Annotated in this window: 19 protein-coding genes; 8 read left to right on the top strand and 11 right to left on the bottom strand. The window is 41.7% G+C overall.

From position 1 onward, the window contains the following. Positions 1–14: 14 nt before the first annotated feature. Complete coding sequence (locus R0K30_RS01135; RefSeq protein WP_099726750.1) at positions 15–1196, bottom strand: TIGR00375 family protein; 1182 nt, start codon at positions 1194–1196, stop codon at positions 15–17. Continuing rightward, on the bottom strand, positions 1193–1750 hold the full coding sequence (locus R0K30_RS01130) for an NUDIX hydrolase (protein ID WP_099726749.1): 558 nt from the start codon (positions 1748–1750) through the stop codon (positions 1193–1195). Before R0K30_RS01130 ends, R0K30_RS01135 begins: the two co-directional genes overlap by 4 nt. Before the next feature lie 168 nt (positions 1751–1918). Between R0K30_RS01130 and R0K30_RS01125 the strand changes: the two genes are divergently transcribed. Then, positions 1919–2848, top strand: a complete 930-nt coding sequence (locus R0K30_RS01125; protein WP_410609145.1) for an aldo/keto reductase — start codon at positions 1919–1921, stop codon at positions 2846–2848. Between the two features lie 223 nt (positions 2849–3071). Here R0K30_RS01125 and R0K30_RS01120 read toward each other — a convergent pair whose 3' ends face one another. Then, the gene (locus tag R0K30_RS01120) at positions 3072–3296 is read right to left on the bottom strand and encodes a YqkE family protein (protein WP_099726747.1); all 225 of its coding nucleotides are present in this window, start codon (positions 3294–3296) and stop codon (positions 3072–3074) included. A 123-nt stretch (positions 3297–3419) separates the two neighbouring features. On the opposite strand from R0K30_RS01120, the gene R0K30_RS01115 reads away from it, so the two are divergent. Continuing rightward, a complete protein-coding gene (locus R0K30_RS01115; RefSeq protein ID WP_410608643.1) occupies positions 3420–4349 on the top strand; it encodes an alpha/beta hydrolase in 930 nt (309 codons plus the stop codon). 26 nt (positions 4350–4375) lie between these two features. Here the strand turns inward: R0K30_RS01115 and R0K30_RS01110 are convergent, their stop codons facing one another. From R0K30_RS01110 to R0K30_RS01100, 3 genes are all read right to left on the bottom strand, one after another. Next, on the bottom strand, positions 4376–5638 hold the full coding sequence (locus R0K30_RS01110) for a response regulator aspartate phosphatase (protein ID WP_099726745.1): 1263 nt from the start codon (positions 5636–5638) through the stop codon (positions 4376–4378). Between the two features lie 300 nt (positions 5639–5938). Continuing rightward, positions 5939–6178 carry a YqkC family protein gene (locus R0K30_RS01105; RefSeq protein WP_099726744.1) on the bottom strand — a complete coding sequence of 80 codons (240 nt, stop codon included), beginning with the start codon at positions 6176–6178 and terminating at the stop codon, positions 5939–5941. Between the two features lie 12 nt (positions 6179–6190). Then, entirely contained in the window at positions 6191–6517 is a 327-nt protein-coding gene (locus R0K30_RS01100; RefSeq protein ID WP_034319861.1) for an iron-sulfur cluster biosynthesis family protein, read from the bottom strand. A 212-nt stretch (positions 6518–6729) separates the two neighbouring features. Between R0K30_RS01100 and R0K30_RS01095 the strand changes: the two genes are divergently transcribed. Then, complete coding sequence (locus tag R0K30_RS01095; RefSeq protein WP_099726743.1) at positions 6730–7437, top strand: expansin EXLX1 family cellulose-binding protein; 708 nt, start codon at positions 6730–6732, stop codon at positions 7435–7437. A 17-nt stretch (positions 7438–7454) separates the two neighbouring features. On the opposite strand, the gene R0K30_RS01090 is transcribed toward R0K30_RS01095, so the two are convergent. Beyond that, positions 7455–8429: a GNAT family N-acetyltransferase gene (locus R0K30_RS01090; RefSeq protein ID WP_410608639.1), complete on the bottom strand. Its 975-nt coding sequence runs from the start codon at positions 8427–8429 to the stop codon at positions 7455–7457. Beyond that, positions 8426–8905 (bottom strand): GNAT family N-acetyltransferase, encoded by a 480-nt coding sequence (locus tag R0K30_RS01085; RefSeq protein WP_410608637.1) that lies wholly within the window; start codon positions 8903–8905, stop codon positions 8426–8428. Before R0K30_RS01085 ends, R0K30_RS01090 begins: the two co-directional genes overlap by 4 nt. A gap of 278 nt (positions 8906–9183) precedes the next feature. On the opposite strand from R0K30_RS01085, the gene R0K30_RS01080 reads away from it, so the two are divergent. The 4 genes from R0K30_RS01080 to R0K30_RS01065 all read left to right on the top strand — a co-directional run bounded on the left by R0K30_RS01080 (position 9184) and on the right by R0K30_RS01065 (position 12866). Further along, on the top strand, positions 9184–9633 hold the full coding sequence (locus tag R0K30_RS01080) for a YfmQ family protein (RefSeq protein WP_099726740.1): 450 nt from the start codon (positions 9184–9186) through the stop codon (positions 9631–9633). 151 nt (positions 9634–9784) lie between these two features. Continuing rightward, positions 9785–11017, top strand: a complete 1233-nt coding sequence (locus R0K30_RS01075; RefSeq protein WP_249705699.1) for a DNA polymerase IV — start codon at positions 9785–9787, stop codon at positions 11015–11017. A 15-nt stretch (positions 11018–11032) separates the two neighbouring features. Then, the gene (locus R0K30_RS01070; protein WP_410608635.1) at positions 11033–11377 is read left to right on the top strand and encodes a YolD-like family protein; all 345 of its coding nucleotides are present in this window, start codon (positions 11033–11035) and stop codon (positions 11375–11377) included. 232 nt (positions 11378–11609) lie between these two features. Continuing rightward, positions 11610–12866 (top strand): MDR family MFS transporter, encoded by a 1257-nt coding sequence (locus R0K30_RS01065; RefSeq protein WP_099726737.1) that lies wholly within the window; start codon positions 11610–11612, stop codon positions 12864–12866. A gap of 10 nt (positions 12867–12876) precedes the next feature. Here R0K30_RS01065 and coaA read toward each other — a convergent pair whose 3' ends face one another. Further along, positions 12877–13836, bottom strand: coding sequence for a type I pantothenate kinase (gene coaA / locus R0K30_RS01060; protein ID WP_410608632.1), 960 nt, complete (start codon positions 13834–13836; stop codon positions 12877–12879). A gap of 187 nt (positions 13837–14023) precedes the next feature. Between coaA and R0K30_RS01055 the strand changes: the two genes are divergently transcribed. Continuing rightward, positions 14024–15352, top strand: a complete 1329-nt coding sequence (locus R0K30_RS01055; protein ID WP_230030359.1) for a CoA-disulfide reductase — start codon at positions 14024–14026, stop codon at positions 15350–15352. Between the two features lie 77 nt (positions 15353–15429). On the opposite strand, the gene R0K30_RS01050 is transcribed toward R0K30_RS01055, so the two are convergent. Further along, positions 15430–16206, bottom strand: coding sequence for an SDR family NAD(P)-dependent oxidoreductase (locus R0K30_RS01050; RefSeq protein WP_099726734.1), 777 nt, complete (start codon positions 16204–16206; stop codon positions 15430–15432). A gap of 12 nt (positions 16207–16218) precedes the next feature. Then, positions 16219–17169, bottom strand: coding sequence for an MBL fold metallo-hydrolase (locus R0K30_RS01045; RefSeq protein ID WP_230030360.1), 951 nt, complete (start codon positions 17167–17169; stop codon positions 16219–16221). Between the last annotated feature and the right edge of the window lie 59 nt (positions 17170–17228).

Genomic DNA, 17228 nt, shown 5'->3' with positions numbered 1-17228 from the left:
TTTGACATGTCCATTTAAGTTGACTCATGATTAATATCCACCTTGCCGTAGACTCCGCCTCCACCAGCTATCAGTCCGACTTCACCTTTTCTTGCTTTAATGATGTAATTGGCTGTTTTTTCTGGCAGAACAGCTTTTAGTTCTTGTTCTGTTGCTTGATGAAGAATATTCATTTCTGTGTGAAACACGGCTTTTAGCTTGTCTAACGTTTTGGCTCCGACTCCCGGAATAAATTGAAGAGGGAGCTGGTGAACATAAGGAGGTCTCGTCCCTTTGTCACTTTCTTGGTCAGCAAGCTCCTTTAAACGCTCACTCACCCCTTTTATCATCCGGGTATGTCCGCATGCGTGGCACTTTTCTTGGTCTGGGCTGTCAGGTCTTACCCCGCATTTCTCGCAGGTCGTATGATAATACTTTCCAAGCCGCGGGGCGAGTCCATAATTTCCTGTGATGTTTCTGCCATCTTTTCCTTGAAGGGCTAGTTTGAATTCGGCAAAAGAGGCATGATCCATTTTGATTTTTGTATATTCTCGCGCAATTTTTCCTAAGGAATGAGCATCTGAATTCGTTAAAAAAGGATAACGGCTCAGCTCACTTAGCTGGGAGGCCATTGACGTATCGCAGCTAAGGCCAAGCTCAACCGCATCAATGAGTTCTGGATCGAATACTTCTGTTAAAGAAGTGTTTACTCCTTTACCGTATAAACTTTTGTGCGGCGTGAAAATATGGGCAGGAATAAATAATCCTCCAAGCTCCTTGACCTTGTGCTGAAGTGTTCTCCCATCAACATATAGGCGCTGTGAACTCAAATGCACATTTTTCATATGAAGTGAGAGCCATGCGGAGAACTTAGACATTTTGTGTAATGTGGGCATAAACGCAAGCACATGAATCGGACCCTTTGAATGGCCGTCATTGATTTCTAATTCACTGCCTAAAAGTAAAACTGTCTGTCCAAATGATAGACCTCCATCATTCAGTTCAGTGTACTTTTCTTCCTCTACACCCTCTATTAACTCTTCTAGGACTTCAGGAGATTGTGCATCAATCACACCAATCATCCCCATCCCTTTATTTTGTGACGCTTCTATTAAAATTTGGTCAATTGTGAGCGACCTTGCACCTGTAATTTTGACAGCCCTGCCTGTTCTCGTTCTGCCTATATGAATATGGATGTCGGCAAAAAACTCCCTCATTTTGTAGACTCAAGTACCTCTTGCAGTTGTAAATACTGAATAGCATAGGCTGTTTTTGCATCATAAATATGCTGTTTTTCAATGAGGTGCAGTGCTTCTTCTAATGAAACTTCCATCACTTCTACAAATTCATCTTCATCCAGCTCTCTTTTTTCTTCAAGCGGAACCAACTGATCTGCAAGATAGATGTGGACAAGTTCATCTGCAAACCCAGGCGATGTATAAAAAGCAGTCAGCTTTTTAAGCTGCTGAGCTGTATACCCTGTTTCTTCTTCTAATTCTCTCAGTGCTGTATGTGCCGGCTCTTCCCCTTGTTCTAATTTCCCAGCCGGAATTTCAACGATGGCTCTCTCTAGTGCTTTACGGTATTGCTTGACCAAAATGATTTTATTTTCGTCCGTACGTGCAATGACTGCTACTGCACCTGGATGTTTGATGATTTCTCGTTTGCCCTGTTTTCCGTTTGGCAATTCTACATCTTCAAGAACCAAATCAATGATTTTTCCGTTGTATAATTCTTTAGATGATAATGTTTTTTCTTCAAAGTCCTTCAATTTTGTCAGCTCCTCGTTCTACTTTCACTTTTTACTTCATTCATTTTAACATAGATGATTTAGGAGAAGCGAAGAGCGAACGCTCGCTTCAAATGCGCCATTTGAAATCACCTAGCTTGAATTCCAAATTTTTTTCACTTAATGTGAAAGGATAGGAGTGTGATGAAATTGAAAAAAAGACGAATTGGTACCTCTGATCTCTTGGTGAGCGAGTCTGCACTAGGATGTATGTCCCTTGGGACTGAAAAAGAAAAAGCGCTCTCTTTATTAGATGAAGCCATTGATCTTGGGATTAACTATTTGGATACAGCCGATTTATATGATTTTGGGACAAATGAGGAAATTGTCGGGGAAGCCATTAAGAACAGACGGCAAGATTTGATTTTGGCCACAAAAGGCGGGAATCGCTTTGAAAAAGGCAAACCGGGCTGGGACTGGGACCCTTCAAAGGCGTACATAAAAGAGGCAGTAAAACAGAGCCTCAAGCGGCTTCAGACAGATTATATTGATTTATATCAATTGCATGGCGGCACGATTGATGACCCAATTGATGAGACCATTGAGGCTTTTGAAGAATTAGTGAAAGAAGGCGTCATTCGATATTACGGCATATCTTCTATCCGTCCTAATGTCATTAAAGAATATGCCAAAAAGTCGAACATTGTCAGTGTGATGATGCAATATAGTTTACTCGACCGCCGTCCTGAAGAATGGTTTTCTCTTCTTGAAGAACAAGGCATTAGCGTCGTCGCAAGAGGGCCTTTAGCCAAAGGGCTTTTAACTGAAAAACCACTCTCTCAAGCAAGTGCAGCCATTCAACATAACGGCTATCTTCAATACTCATTTGATGAGCTTCAGCAGGTCATTCCTTCTTTAAAGAAAGTCGCTTATGACCTATCGCTCACCGAGCTGTCCATTCAATATTTGCTCAAGCATTCTGCTGTCAGTTCCGTTGTTTTTGGCGCAAGCTCGGTGAAACAGTTAAAAGAAAATGTAGCAGCGGCAAATGCACGTTCTTTAAGCGGCCAAGAAGTAAAAGCATTGACATACTATACAAAACCATCTGTGTATGAGGCGCATCGGTTCAATATAACGTAAAAGAGATCACGTCATGTGATCTGCGTGTAGACAAACCCTCGCATTCGGTGTCAGTCCTGCGTGCCGGTGCTCACGAATGTCAAATTCGCTCCGCTCCAGTGCTCGTCCTTCCTAGACTTCAAAGGTTTTCTATCACGCTGAAAAAGAAGACAAAGGGCTAAAATAAAGATCATTTTTAGCCCTTTGTCAACATCTGAAGAGATCACGTCTGGTGATCTCTTTTTTAGCTTTTATATTTTCTCCAGTCTAAATGACTTTCATCTAGCAGCTCTGAGAAGCTTTTATTTTTCTCTTTTTCTTTCTGCTGTCGAAGGAGATCTTGTCGTTTTTGTTCTTCTCTTTTTCCTGTCTCGACTGCAAGATTCTGCTTCATTTGAAGGAGTTGCTGTTTGACATCATCATTTATGCCATCTTTTAGTTTTGCTTGATCTTGATTGGTCTTTTTCATTGTGCCTCTCTCCTTTTGCCTTAGTGTATCATCCGTTTTATTTGCTGAGCAAGAATCACGCCAATCTCCCAACATGTGGTATGATCATCGTAGGAAAAACTTCGGAAAGGAAGAATCGGCTTAATGAAGAAATGGATCGCTCTACTTGCCTTTATATTATTTCCACTCGTTGCAATCGGCTTTTTTTTCACCAATAAAATGATGTATATTCGTAAATTAACGGATGAAGAGCTAATCAAACGAGAATCAGATGAAGGTCATTATCATCACGAGGAATTTAAACAGCTCAAAAAAGAGAAAGTTTGTATTCCCTCATCCTTTGGTTATGATCTTCATGGCTATTTTGTACCGTTTCCACATACAACTCGCACCATCGTGCTTTGCCACGGCGTTACTGTCAGTCTGATCAATTCAGTTAAGTATATGAAATTATTCCAAAAGCTCGGATGGAATGTGATGCTTTATGATCATAGAAGACACGGAATGAGTGGCGGGAAAACCACTAGTTATGGATACTATGAAAAAGAAGATTTAGCTCAGGTGGTGAAGTGGCTCAGAAAAAGGTTCGGGGAAAGTGCCATCATTGGTGTACACGGGGAATCGATGGGTGCAGTCACTACCTTGTTATATGCTGCAAAACCTGAAGCAGCCGCGGATTTTTACATTGCCGATTGTCCCTTCGCTTCTTTTGAGGATCAGCTGGTGTATCGGTTAAAAACGGATTTTCGCCTTTCAGGTCATTGGATTCTTCCACTGAGTGATCAAGTGTTAAGATGGCGGGACGGATATCGCATCCGGCAAGTTTCCCCGCTTGATGTGATCGATCAAGTGAAAGAACCTGTGCTCTTTATCCATAGCCTTCATGACGACTATTATATCCCTTGTGTGCAAAGTCAGCAGTTATATACACGAAAAAAGGGTGATAAACTGTTATTTATTGCGCCACATGGGGCTCATGCGATGTCTTTTAGCGAAAATAAGGAAGCTTATGAACAAGAGGTCCAAGCATTTCTTCAAAGATTTGAACTCAATCAAGATGAAAGAGGAGAATGAACAGCAGTTCGCCTCCTCTTTTTTAGCTAACTTATACGATAGTCACCACTGTTGTATGGTGTCTGCCCGCCATTTCCATATGACTCTCTTCCGATTGCTGCTGACTCATGACCGATAATCCTGCAGTTGCTGCCAATAAAAGAACTATCAAACTCATTTTCATATAAATGACCCCCATTTTGGATTTTTGATATAGCTTGAATTTTCCTTTCGTAAAACCGGGTAGATACTTCAAATAGTCCGAGCTCATTATAATAATGAGCCGCATCAAGTGCCAATTCCTCAATATCTGGGTATAAGCGCTTGTCCTCCAACAGGTCTAATGTATCGTCTATGATCTTTATTTCTGCATCAACGTATAGTGCTTTTAGAAACTGAAATTTGCAAATGTAAATTTCATCTTCTAATTCACAGGCTTTCATAATACCTTGTTGATAGAGTGATAACGACTCTTCTATCTTTTTTTGTTTAAACAGGATTTGGGTCAGCATAAATAGTGGGTCTAGAGAGCGATTTAGATGGGTTAAATTCTCCTTTTCAAACACTTCAAGAGAGTCTTTCAGATAACGACTTGCTTCCGGAAGATCATTCATTTGGTAATAACAGTTACCTAAGTTGAAAAGGGCCGAACCTATGACTCGAGGGTTTCCAATTGAGCGTGCTCGCTTTAGAGCATTTTTAAAGTAGGGCAATGCATGTTCATAGCATTTCAAATCATCATAGTTTGCACCGATGACAAATTCACAGTGGATGATTCTCAGCGTGTACGTTCTATAGGCAGAGTACGTATCTAACGCTTGCAAGGCATAGTGCATCGAAAAGTGGGTTTGTTTCATGTGGTAATATATTTCTGCTAATTTAAAGTAAAATTCTGCTCTTTCTATATCATCTGATATGAGATTGAGCTTTTTTTCTGCTGAACGGTAATAAGCAATGGCGCTCAAATAGTTTCTCTGCTCAAATTCAAACATTCCTGTGAAAAAATGAACATAGTATTCAAGCATATCCGTTAATTTCGTTTGCGAATGTTCAATCGTTTCAAGGAGATTCTTAATTTCTTCATCATTCGAGGCTTTTTTTGCCGGTTCAAAATATTCAAGCATTACCTTATGGCGAAAATCCATCAGCTGGTAAAACAATAACAAGTTTTGATCCTGCTCCATCTCAAGGATTTCCTGCTCGATCTCGGCCTTCAGCTTCTCTGCTTTCATGACATGAAATCCGCAAATCTGTCTATACCATTCGTTTATTTTGATTCCAACCTGAGGCGATGACAACTTGAGCTTCAATTCACTTTAGCACCTCCCTTCTCATATACGATACATGTTGTATTCTATCACATTTCCTCGAATGGAAGAAATATGAAATGTCATTTTTCGCAAAGTTTTCGGTATCCCGCAATAAACGCTTCCATTGCCTATTTTTCGGCATTTACAGCCACTATTTTTTCATTTTCATTTTTCTCGTTTTGTCGAATCTTTTGTTAAAAACTGCTTTTTTCCGTTTAAAAAGAGCATTTTTCAGATTAGACAGCCCTGTTGTTTGATGAGATGATGGCAGAAAAAAAAGCCCCTTCAGCAAAGGACTCTTCATAAGACATCTGTTACTTGATCCATATTCTCTTTAATCCAATTGACAGCTAATTCAAGCGTTGGAAATTCTTCCGTTTCAAATGTGACTTCATCTTGAAGAAGCCAAACGTCCTTTTTCACCGAATCCATTCCACCTATTGACCAGTGCAAAAGGCTATAGGGATGATTGTTATTTAAAAACGACACCCATGTTTTATTTTGTGCCGTGTTTTGTATCACTCTAAGCTTCTGATCCACTACGTTTCCACCTTACTTTACAAGTATGCCCATTCTTGGACTGAGTATTTGCTGAGGACTTTTCAGCATCAATGTATTGGCTTTTTCATTAAAATCGATGGTCATTTCCTCATCAAAGAATACCTTCTGTGCAATGTGTATATATAGTTTTAAATGTTGGCTATTATTCAGTTGTTCCCATTCACCTGTTCTTTCACTTGTTAACCAAAGCATTGGTACGCCACTCACTGCACAGCCACAACCTTCTGAATCGTAGCGAAGCAGTAATTCCTTCGTTTCGTTTCCTGTTTGCTGTTTTTCTATATATGTTTTAGCCAGTTCTGTGATGTGAATATACATGGTGAACATCCTTTTTAAATTGATGCTTACATTGTAACACATAAAACACCATAAAACATGACACACGACTAAATCCGAAAGTCATATTCTTTGAAATACACGCTCTTCTCACTAGGATTATATCTATCTATTGGCTCTTTCTGCTTCTTGTTTTTTAGAATTATACTTATGACGCTACCAATTTCAAAAGAATAAACAGGAGGTTTTAGATCGTGAAAAAAAGATTATCTCTCTGCTTCATCGGGGCACTGATATTGATGTTGAGTTTCGCTGTGCCAAACATGAAAGCGGCATCTGTCCTTGATGAAGTACGAGAAAGCTATGCGACTTATACGGGATCTGGTTACTCAGGGGGCGCCGCATTATTAGATCCTATTCCATCTGACATGAAAATTACGGCTTTAAATCCCCATGACTATAACTATAAAGGGATAAATGCAGCACTTGCAGGGGCTTACCTTGAAGTAAAGGGTCCAAAAGGAAAAACCGTTGTGTATGTAACCGATAAATATCCAGAAGGAGCAAAAGGAGCTCTTGATCTTTCTCCTAATGCCTTTGCCAAAATCGGCAATATGGCAGACGGGAAAATCCCAATTAGTTGGAAAATTATAAAAGCACCGATTAGCGGAAATGTAGCTTACAGAATAAAAGAAGGTAGCAGTAAGTGGTGGGCTGCGATTCAAGTGCGCAATCATAAATATCCGATTATGAAAATGGAATATTACAAAGATGGACAATGGGTGAACATGGAAAAGACAGACTACAACCATTTCCTTGGATTTAATATGGGGTCTACATCTCTTCCTGTTCGAATCACAGACATCCGCGGGGTCATAGTAAAGGATAAATTACCCGCTCTTCCATCTACTGCTGCTTCACAGGCCTATATTGTAAAAGGCCATGTTCAGCTTCCTAATTAACGAGGAAAAGAGGTAGCTTATTTATGAGCTTCCTCTCTTCCTTCTCTATCCCAGTGATATGCCTCATTTTCTATTTCTTTTATGATTTCTTTCTTTCCCGCCATATAGCTTTGTATATCTTCCGGATACTGATTTGCTAATTGTTCCTTGACAGACGCATACGCTGCAGCTCGTTCTGGGTGGACTCTTAAGTAATTTCGAAACAATAAATGTCTTTTCACATCAGGATGATTTCTCTCATAAACATGGACATGATGCGTACGATTCAAACCACCCTTTTGAAAAAAACGTCTCCCTTTTACGCCATTTTCACCTAGCGCTTGATATCCAAGATGTTCAAAGCTCTCTCTTTTTCTATCGATCTCTTTTATATGACTTACTTCTATTAATATATCAATAATTGGTTTGGCAACAAGTCCTTCAACTGACGTACTACCAATATGATGTCCTTCTATCCAGCTCTTTTGAATGATTTGCTTGAGTCGCTGCTTTTCTTGATGGAATTCTTCATGCCCTTCTTTTTTGAATTCGACAACCTCAACCTTTCGCCTCGGTGTCCATTTCATTTTTGATAAGGTGAGCTCTTTTGCAACATGAATCACATTTGTTTCAAGAAATCCTAACTTTTCGTATAGCCTTTTTGCAGGGGTGTTTTTTTGTCCTGTGGTCAGTTCTATAGGAACATTTTTCTCCATAATTGTAGACATAAGTCTTGTTCCAATACCCTGTTTTAGCGCTTTGGGATGCACAGCCAATCGACTAATGATCAAATAATCTTTCTGCTCTTCATAAGAGGCAACACCTAGTAAGATTCCCTTTTGCTCAAAACCAATAAATTGCTCTTTTGCTTTCATTACATCTTGAATGGTCTCTTTTAATGGTGGAAGATCGGCATAGCCAATTTGTTCAGCTTCTTGTTGGTATGCAGCTAGTTGAATATGTAAGATCTGCTTTGCTACCTCTCCTTTTGTTTGATCTAAATTGACAATCATGACATCGCCTCTAACTTTTTCACAAATAACACACGGTCTTCATGCATACCATCATAATCTGAAAAAACCGAAATGCCATCTACTGTTTTATCTCCCTTTTCTATCTGAAATCCGAGCCTTGTATGGTACGCAATGGAGACTTTATTGACAGGAGCTGTGACGGCCTTAATCGTCGTTCTTCCTTCCTTTTCAGCCGCTTCATAAAACGCTTGATAGAGAATTTTGCCGATCTTTAATTTGCGATGGTCTGGATGTACCCCAACAAAGTGAATATACGCTTCATCTGAATGGGATTGCGATAAAAAACCGACTAAAAAGCCGATCAGTTCACCCTTTTCAACGATAACAAAACTTGTTTGCTGAAAATGTTCAAAAAATAGCTTTGGCAATTTTGCGCGTAAATCTCTGCCTCCCCACCAGCTTTGGATGACGGATGTGACGGCGTAAAAATCTGACGGCTTCACTTGACGTATCATAACGACCTCGCCCCTTTTCAATTTCGGCTTTATTTGATCTTTCTTTTTTACAAAAAAACTGTTGTTTCAATAGTCTACCTGTCAGGTGAATTATTTGTAAAGGTCACGTGTCCGCCTTTTTTCGTTTCAGCTTTTTTCATCTTCTTTCAGCCGCCATCTCCTTTTAAATTTTCACACTTATTTCATAAAGTTCACTTTTCGTGCGAAAGTTTCATTCTTTTGTTATGTTAAGATGGTTCATATAGGAAATGTAACAAATGTTATTGGAGATGATGATATTGGTTTGGATTGTTACTTCGCTTGTTGTGTTTAGTCTGTTAAAGTTGCTTGTCACTTCGCTGCCTTCCGGTGTTGTTGAACGCCTTTTTAGTCGTTATGCGGTGCATGCAAAAGTAACAAGTGATCAAACAAATATGACTTTTCAAGGTCGTCCGCTCGATGATCAGCAAAAATCTGAAATCATTCAACATTTTAATGATGCGATCTTTATTGAACGCTATTATATTTATCCTGGTGACGAAGAGCGTTTTCTTCATCCGAATGAAGGGCCGGCGCCGCTTACAATGCAAACAAAGCTTGGCAAGCAGGATGTGACCCTTTATTTGTTTCATTATGATGACCACGTGGATGTGGTGCGGCAGTTTACACATAAGCCAAAGAAAAAGCTGACAGCTTATCGTTTGCGCTCTGAACCGCTCCAAACATCCCACAACATGGCACATGCATGAAAACATGCTCATTTTGCATCAGATTAGACGAAGTGTCTTCCACTTCGTCTTTTTTGTATGGATATACACTCTTTTCTTTGAATGATTTACCAGTATGAATTTCGCCTCCTGACGGTTACAATAAGAACATATGTTCTAAGAGGTGAAAACAATGAATGAACGAGCGATTCTGCTTGTGGATATGCAGTCATTTTATGCGTCAGTAGAAAAAGTGGAGGCTCCTCATTTGGAGGATGTGCCGCTCATTGTCTCAGGAGATCCAGAGCGGCGAAGCGGGGTCGTACTTGCAGCCTGCCCTCTCGCCAAGAAACGAGGCGTACAAAATGCATCAAGATTATGGGAAGCACAGGAGAAATGTCCCGAAGCAGTGGTCGTACGTCCACGTATGCAGCGCTATCTTGATGTCTCTGTCATGATGACAGAACTGCTTGAACAATACACAGACCTTGTCGAACCGTATTCAATTGATGAACAGTTTCTCGATATTACAGGCAGTCTGACACTACTCGGCTCTCCGCGCGAGATCGCTGAAAATATACAAACCACCATCATGAACCAGACTGGCATTTACGCCCGTATTGGCATCGGTCCTAATAAAGTGCTCGCTAAAATGGCCTGTGACCACTTTGCTAAACAAAACACATCTGGCATCTATGAACTCCGTGCAGACCGGGTTGCTGCTGATTTATGGCCGCTTCCGATTGGGAAATTATTTGGCGTCGGCAAACGAATGGAGCATCATTTAAAACGAATGGGCATCAGTACCATTGGGACGCTTGCTACTTATCCATTAGACCGGCTACAAAAACGCTGGGGAATCAATGGGGAGCTCTTGCAGCGAACAGCTTTAGGGATCGATCCCTCACCGGTCACCGTTCACACACATGATCAGCAAAAAGCCGTTGGGCATCATATGACCCTTCCCCATGATTATGCGTCTTTTGAGGACATCAAAGTCGCCCTTATTGAATTGAGTGAAGAAGTGGCAAGGCGTGCACGTTTTAAGCATTATCTTGGGCAAACGGTGTCTGTCGGCGTGAGAGGCGCTGATTTTTCACATCCGACAGGATTTCATAGACAAATCAAGCTTCATTCACCCACACAGTACGGCACAGATATTGCAGAAGCAGCCATACAGCTATTCCAGCAGCACTGGGATGGTCAGCCCATCCGCAGTGTGGGCATTACTCTCTCACAGCTGCAGTCTGACAGCCAATATCAGCTGACTTTATTTGATCACCATCTTAAGAAAGACAAACTCAGCAAAGTATTCGATGCGATTCATATGAAGTATGGTCCTGCTGCATTACTGCACGCTTCGTCACTCACAAGCGCAGGGCAGGCATATCACCGCGCCGAAAAAATTGGCGGACATTATAAATAACGGAGGCAAACAACCATGAATCCCAATAAATTAACACCTGGATACAACATCATGTGGGAATCGAGCCGAATGATGCTGCCAGAGCACCGGGAGCAGCTTCTTGTTCAAAAACGGAAGAAAAAAGAATATACGCCTCCCCCGCTGAGCACCGATCAGCTAGAGGAAATGAATTTTTTGATCACACAGTCGATTACCGAGGATCAAGCCATTTGCATCACGTATGTCTCCTCAGGTGTGAAAGAGCAGTTTTGGGGCTGGGTCAAAGCCATTCATTATGAAACGCAGCGCATGAAAATCGTCAATGATGAAGATGTTCTAAACCTGTCCTTGCAGCAAATTGTCGCCATTGATCTCGATTGATTGTCGTCAAATGACAGTGCGAATCAGCGGAAAGTCATCCGCTTCCTTTTTCTGAAAAATCAATATCCATCAAGGCCTCAAATGCATCGTCAACAAGAAACACGCTCTCCGAATTTGTGACCAGTTCAAGCTTCTCTGCCAGGCGGATGTCTCCTCCATCAAATTGTGTATTTAATTTGCACAATTTTTCATGTATGATTGGAACATCTTACAATCTCAGGGGAGAAACAGCATGAAAAATAACTTACGTACTTTACATCCACTTAGTTGGACGATCATCATCGGCACAATATTTGGCCGAATGGCGACGTCCATGAGTATTCCTTTTTTAGCCGTTTATTTGACTCAAGTCAAAGGAGCCTCAGCCTCTTCAGCTGGGTTAATCATTGCCGTTAGCTCTCTTATTGGGATCGTTGCGAGTTTTTACGGAGGCTATATTTCTGATCGAATCGGCAGAAAAAAGGTCATGCTTCTATCCATCTTCGGTTGGGCACTTGTTTTTGTTGGCTTTGCATTTGCAGATGCCATTTGGGTCTTCTTTATCATGAACGCTTTAAATGGGCTGTGCCGTGCACTTTTTGAGCCAACATCTAAGGCGCTCTTATCAGATGTCACCCCGTCAAGCATACGATTATTTGTTTTTAATTTACGGTATACAGCCATTAACATTGGTGTGATCTTCGGCCCGCTGCTCGGCTTATATCTCGGGTCATCGAAAACAACCTTTCCGTTTCTCGTCGCTGCCTTTATTTACTTTTTATACGGATTAATGCTGGCATGGCAATTTCAGAAACATCCAGTTGCTGCTCCAGAAAGCATCAAACAAATCAGCGTCAAAAAAGCCCTTTCTATTATCCAAAAAGATACGGTCTTTAGCATTATCCTCATCGGCGTTACCTTATGTTCGTTTGGCTATTCACATCTAAGCTCAACGCTGCCTCAATATTTATCAGCGTCTCCTGTTATTGAGGATGGCCCTAAGCTGTTTGGATATCTTTTATCCTTAAATGCAGTCGTTGTCATTGTCGTGCAATATCCGCTCATCATGATCGCCAAGCGCTACTCAACCATTTTGTCGTTGACCACTGGGAATATTCTTCTTGCCGGTAGTTTGTTTGCCATTTCTTTTTCACAAAGTCTTGGCATGCTTGCTTTCATCATTGTCGTATTTACGATTGGTGAAGTACTGCTGTTTGCAATGATGGATCTCTTTGTGGACAATATTGCAAAGCCTGAAGTGAAGGGATCGTACTTTGGCGCAATGGGATTTTCTCAGCTTGGCAGCGTCATCGGACCGTGGGCCGGCGGATTGTGTATTGACTATTTTGGCGCAGCACATCCCCTTTCTATTTTTTCAGTGCTGTCCATTGTCACGATTGCGGGTGTACCGTTCTTACTCATCGGATACTACCGCCTGAAAAAACGATCGGCGGCTGCCGTGGCTGTTAAAGTAAGTGGAGGTCATAAAGAAAACCGCTCTCATGTGTGAGCGGTTTTCTTTATACCCGGCGGATGGCGATCTCTTCCACCTTATGCTGATCGCCTTTTTTCAAAATCAAATCAGCTCGATATTTTGTCGGCAAAATATTTTGATATAAGTTAGGGCGATTCACTGTATTCCAAATCGTGCTTGCCATCTGATCCGCCTCTTTATCCGTCAAATCTTTGTATTGATGAAAGAAGGATTCAGGGTCTTGGAAGGCTGTTTCCCGCAGCAAACGGAACCGCTCTTTATACCAAGATTGTATTTGCGTTTCAGCCGCATCCACATAAATCGAAAAATCAAAGAAATCTGATACAAACACGCGCGGTTCATCCTTCAGACCTTCAAGTGCTGGTGATTGCAGCACATTGATCCCTTCGATGATCACAATATCTGCATCCTCCACTGTTTCATACACCCCATCAAGCCGGTCATAGGTAAGATGCGAATACACCGGGGCATGCACAGTTTGTTTACCTGACTTCAATTCATTTAAAAAAGAAAGAAGGGCTTTGACATCATAGCTTTCTGGGAAGCCTTTCTTTTCCATCAGCCCTCGATCTTTTAACTCTTTTTGGGGATACAAAAAGCCATCAGTTGTCACAAGACTCACCTTCAGCCCATCTCCAAGCCTCGATAAAAGAGTCTCAATGATACGCGCAGTCGTGCTTTTCCCAACAGCCACACTTCCAGCAATCCCAATTAAAAAGGGGATTTTGGCATGATGTGGGTAGTTTAAAAAAGCATTCACATGCTGGTTTTTTTGTTTTTCTGCAAAGACATGTAATGTCAGAAAACGAATAAGTGGTATGTAAATATCTCGAACTTCTTCAAGCGATAAATAGTCGTTTAACCCTTGAAGCGCTCTTGCTTCCTCTTCTGAAACAGATACCGGCATATATTCCCCAAGAGCTGCCCAGGCCTCTCTCGTATGGCGTGTATATAGTGTATTAAAATCCAGTCGTTCGTCACTCAAAGTCTTTCCCACCAATCTTCACTAAACTCATAACCAAAAAGACGATAATCCGATTGTAGCCTAAAATGAAGGCGCTGTCTTTATTTTTCAACTAAAGTTTGCTTCTTTTGCGAAAAAAAGCATTAAAAAAAGGAAAATGAGGGTAAATAAGAGTATTCAGTTTGATAGATAGAAGGGAGCACACCAAATGAAATATGTGATGATTGGCGGAGATGCAGCAGGAATGAGCTGCGCTATGCAAATATATAGAGAGGATCCAGACGCACACATTGTGGCTTTTGAAAAAGGAGAGATTTTCTCATATGGACAGTGCGGACTCCCCTACTTGATCGGCGGTCTCATTGATCATCACAAAAAGCTCATCGCACGCAGCGCTGAAACCTTTCGCGACAAATATGGAATTGACGCCAGATGCTTACACGAAGTGACATCCATTGACCCAGAGCAAAAAACGGTGTCGGGCATTCACACCAAAACAAAAGAACCATTTACAGAAACGTATGACAGGCTGTTAATTGCGACAGGAGCAAGCCCCGTTACACTGGATCTAGATAGCCATCCATTAGAAGGCGTACACGTATTAAAAACAATCCCGCATGCCCTGTCGATTTTAGACCATTTAAAAAAAGACGTCACACATATCACCATCATCGGTGGAGGATATATCGGCTTAGAAATGGCAGAAAATTTAAAAGCGCTAGGAAAAGACGTTCACATCATTCAACGAGGAGCAACACTTGGTCCAGGCTTTGACCCCGATATGGCAAAATATCTTAAAGAAGAAGCAGACGATCAAGGCATTCACGTGGTGCTTGGAGAAACAGTGCAGAAATTAGAGGGCAGGACACATGTAACAGCTGTTCAAACAGACAAACAGACCATTGCAACGGATATGGTCATCATCGCCATTGGTGTCACTCCGCAAACAGCCTTTTTAGACGGCATAGAGATCAATCGACTTCAAAATGGAGCAATTGCGGTGAATGAATACATGCAGACCAATGTAAAAGACATCTATGCTGCCGGGGATTGCGCAGCGACCTATCACCGCATAAAAAAAGCACTGGATTATATTCCGCTCGGCACGACAGCGAATAAACAAGGGAGAATCGCAGGCTTTCATATGACGGGGACACACCGGGCGTTTCAAGGCGTGACCGGAACAGCGGTGATGAAATTTATGGACATGACAGCGGGACGAACGGGCTTATCAGAAAAAGAAGCAAAAGAAGCGAGCATCCCTTTCTCCACCATCACCATTGACAGTACTGATCACGCTGGATATTACCCAGATGCGCAGAAAATGAAAGTAAAACTGGTTTATAGAAGCGATGACCACACCTTGCTTGGTGCCCAAATCATCGGCAGAAACGGTGTAGATAAACGAATCGATGTCATGGCAGCTGCCCTTTACCAAGAGCTGACCATGACAGACCTTGAAGATTTAGATATTAGCTATGCACCGCCTTTTAACAGTGTATGGGACCCGCTTCAGCAAGCTGCAAGGCGAATATAGAAAGACTATCGCACCGATAACATGAAGTCTTATCAAACAGAAAAAGAAACCAGTTGATGACCGGTTTCTTTTTTGAGTTATTTTTTCATCATCGCTTTGCGTGCTGCTTTTTCAAATAAAAACGGGAATAATTGATACAATTTACTCCCAGCGTTCATCCAGCCTGGTAAATTAATTTCTCTTTTTTTCGTCATCATAGCTGATACGACCTTCCCTGCCACTTTGTCTGCACTAAGCATCATAAAATCAACGTTCTTCACATATTCACCACTGCGATCTGCGATGGTAAAGAAGTCTGTAGCAATCGGTCCTGGGTTCACTGTCGTGACGTGAATGCCGCAGTCTGCCAGCTCCATTCTGAGGCTGTTTGAAAATCCGAGGACGGCGTGCTTTGATGCTGAATAAATCGCTGATTTGGGGGTGGCAATTTTACCTGCTTGAGACGCGATATTGATAATATGCCCCTGCCCTCTTTGTTTCATCTCTGGGATGACCTTTTTCGTGCAGGCAATTAAGCCAAACACATTCACCTCAAACATCGACACCATTTCCTCAATGGACGCATCTTCTACGAGATCGAATACACCAAAGCCGGCATTGTTGACCAAAATATCAACAGCACCTACTTCTTGATACGCTCGATCAAAGTCCTCAAGCTGGCTGACATCAAGCTGAGCGATGTGACACACCCCGCCAGCGCTCATGATCTTTTCTTTCACACCTGTAAGCTTCTCGATTCGTCTTGCTGAAATGATGATTTCTGCGCCTTCTGCTGCTGCCAAGTACGCCATTTTCTCACCAAGGCCGCCAGATGCGCCTGTAATCCATATTCTCTTTCCTGTTAATCGCCCCATGCATTTCACTCCTTAATTTGCTCGGTAATAGAGGATTCCGTCTTTTTGCACTTCTTCAATTTGTCCAGCCGCTAAGAGTACATCCAGCTGCCCTACTGTCTCAGACATCGTTAAAAATAATGCCTCTTCATACAGCACTGGAAAAAGCGTGCGGCAAAGATGAAAGGCGGTCATTTCTTTTCGTTTGAGCAGCTGATACATCGTATTTGCCCGTCTTTCTTGTTTCTTAAATCGTTCTTCAATCAATTCGAGATGGGACGTAATCAGCTGACCGTGTCCTGGATAGATGGTCTTGATTGGCAAACCCAATAATCGATTGAGTGATGCTTTATATTGAAGCAGCGATTTTTGACGTTCCTTGCCTTCATCCGGCGCTTCCATTAATGGGTTTGAGGAAATGGTTGTCAGCAAAAGGTCTCCACCAATGAAATTCCCCGTTGTTTCATCTAGGAAGGAAAGGTGAGATTGTGCATGTCCGGGTGTTTCCATCACGAAAAAGTGTTCATGCCCTTTCAAACGATCGCCTTCTTTTATGACGTCATCTACATGTGCAGTACAAGAATATGTATAAGATTGCTTCACGATTCTTTCACATTCACCTTGACGAAGCGGCACACCTAACTGCTGAAAAAAACGATCCATAAAGTCAATTTGGCGCTGCTTAAACGCTGAATTTTGACTAATATAGGGCTCATTCCACTGGTGTCCGATCACACGGACATGAGGTTTCATCAGATTTAAAAGGCCGACATGATCTGCATGATGATGGGTCAAAACCACTTGATCAATATCGTCTATCGATAAATGATGTTCCTTTAATTGCATGACAAAGGCATGCTCCGCCTCTTGTGTCATCGGTCCGCAATCCACTAAGGTCACGGCATCTCCTTTTAATACATATGCATGCACATCCCCAACGGCAAACGGTGTAGGGATGGATAATTGAATGATGTCTTCTTTCACTTTTATACGTCATCTCCTGCTTTTTGACTCATGGATGATTACAACTCAGTCTTCTTTAT

This window comes from Bacillus sp. SIMBA_154 (assembly GCF_046536015.1).
Lineage (GTDB): Bacteria > Bacillota > Bacilli > Bacillales > Bacillaceae > Bacillus > Bacillus pumilus_P.
This window is presented reverse-complemented; position numbering and strand designations above follow the sequence as displayed.

Coding starts and splice junctions, on each gene's coding strand:
- R0K30_RS01090 (WP_410608639.1), bottom strand. CDS start 8,429: ATGATTGTCAATTTAGATCAAACAAAAGGAGAGGTAGCAAAGCAGATC.
- R0K30_RS01065 (WP_099726737.1), top strand. CDS start 11,610: ATGAAAAATAACTTACGTACTTTACATCCACTTAGTTGGACGATCATC.
- R0K30_RS01120 (WP_099726747.1), bottom strand. CDS start 3,296: ATGAAAAAGACCAATCAAGATCAAGCAAAACTAAAAGATGGCATAAAT.
- R0K30_RS01115 (WP_410608643.1), top strand. CDS start 3,420: ATGAAGAAATGGATCGCTCTACTTGCCTTTATATTATTTCCACTCGTT.
- R0K30_RS01070 (WP_410608635.1), top strand. CDS start 11,033: ATGAATCCCAATAAATTAACACCTGGATACAACATCATGTGGGAATCG.
- R0K30_RS01075 (WP_249705699.1), top strand. CDS start 9,785: ATGAATGAACGAGCGATTCTGCTTGTGGATATGCAGTCATTTTATGCG.
- R0K30_RS01050 (WP_099726734.1), bottom strand. CDS start 16,206: ATGGGGCGATTAACAGGAAAGAGAATATGGATTACAGGCGCATCTGGC.
- R0K30_RS01100 (WP_034319861.1), bottom strand. CDS start 6,517: ATGTATATTCACATCACAGAACTGGCTAAAACATATATAGAAAAACAG.
- R0K30_RS01135 (WP_099726750.1), bottom strand. CDS start 1,196: ATGAGGGAGTTTTTTGCCGACATCCATATTCATATAGGCAGAACGAGA.
- R0K30_RS01055 (WP_230030359.1), top strand. CDS start 14,024: ATGAAATATGTGATGATTGGCGGAGATGCAGCAGGAATGAGCTGCGCT.
- R0K30_RS01085 (WP_410608637.1), bottom strand. CDS start 8,905: ATGATACGTCAAGTGAAGCCGTCAGATTTTTACGCCGTCACATCCGTC.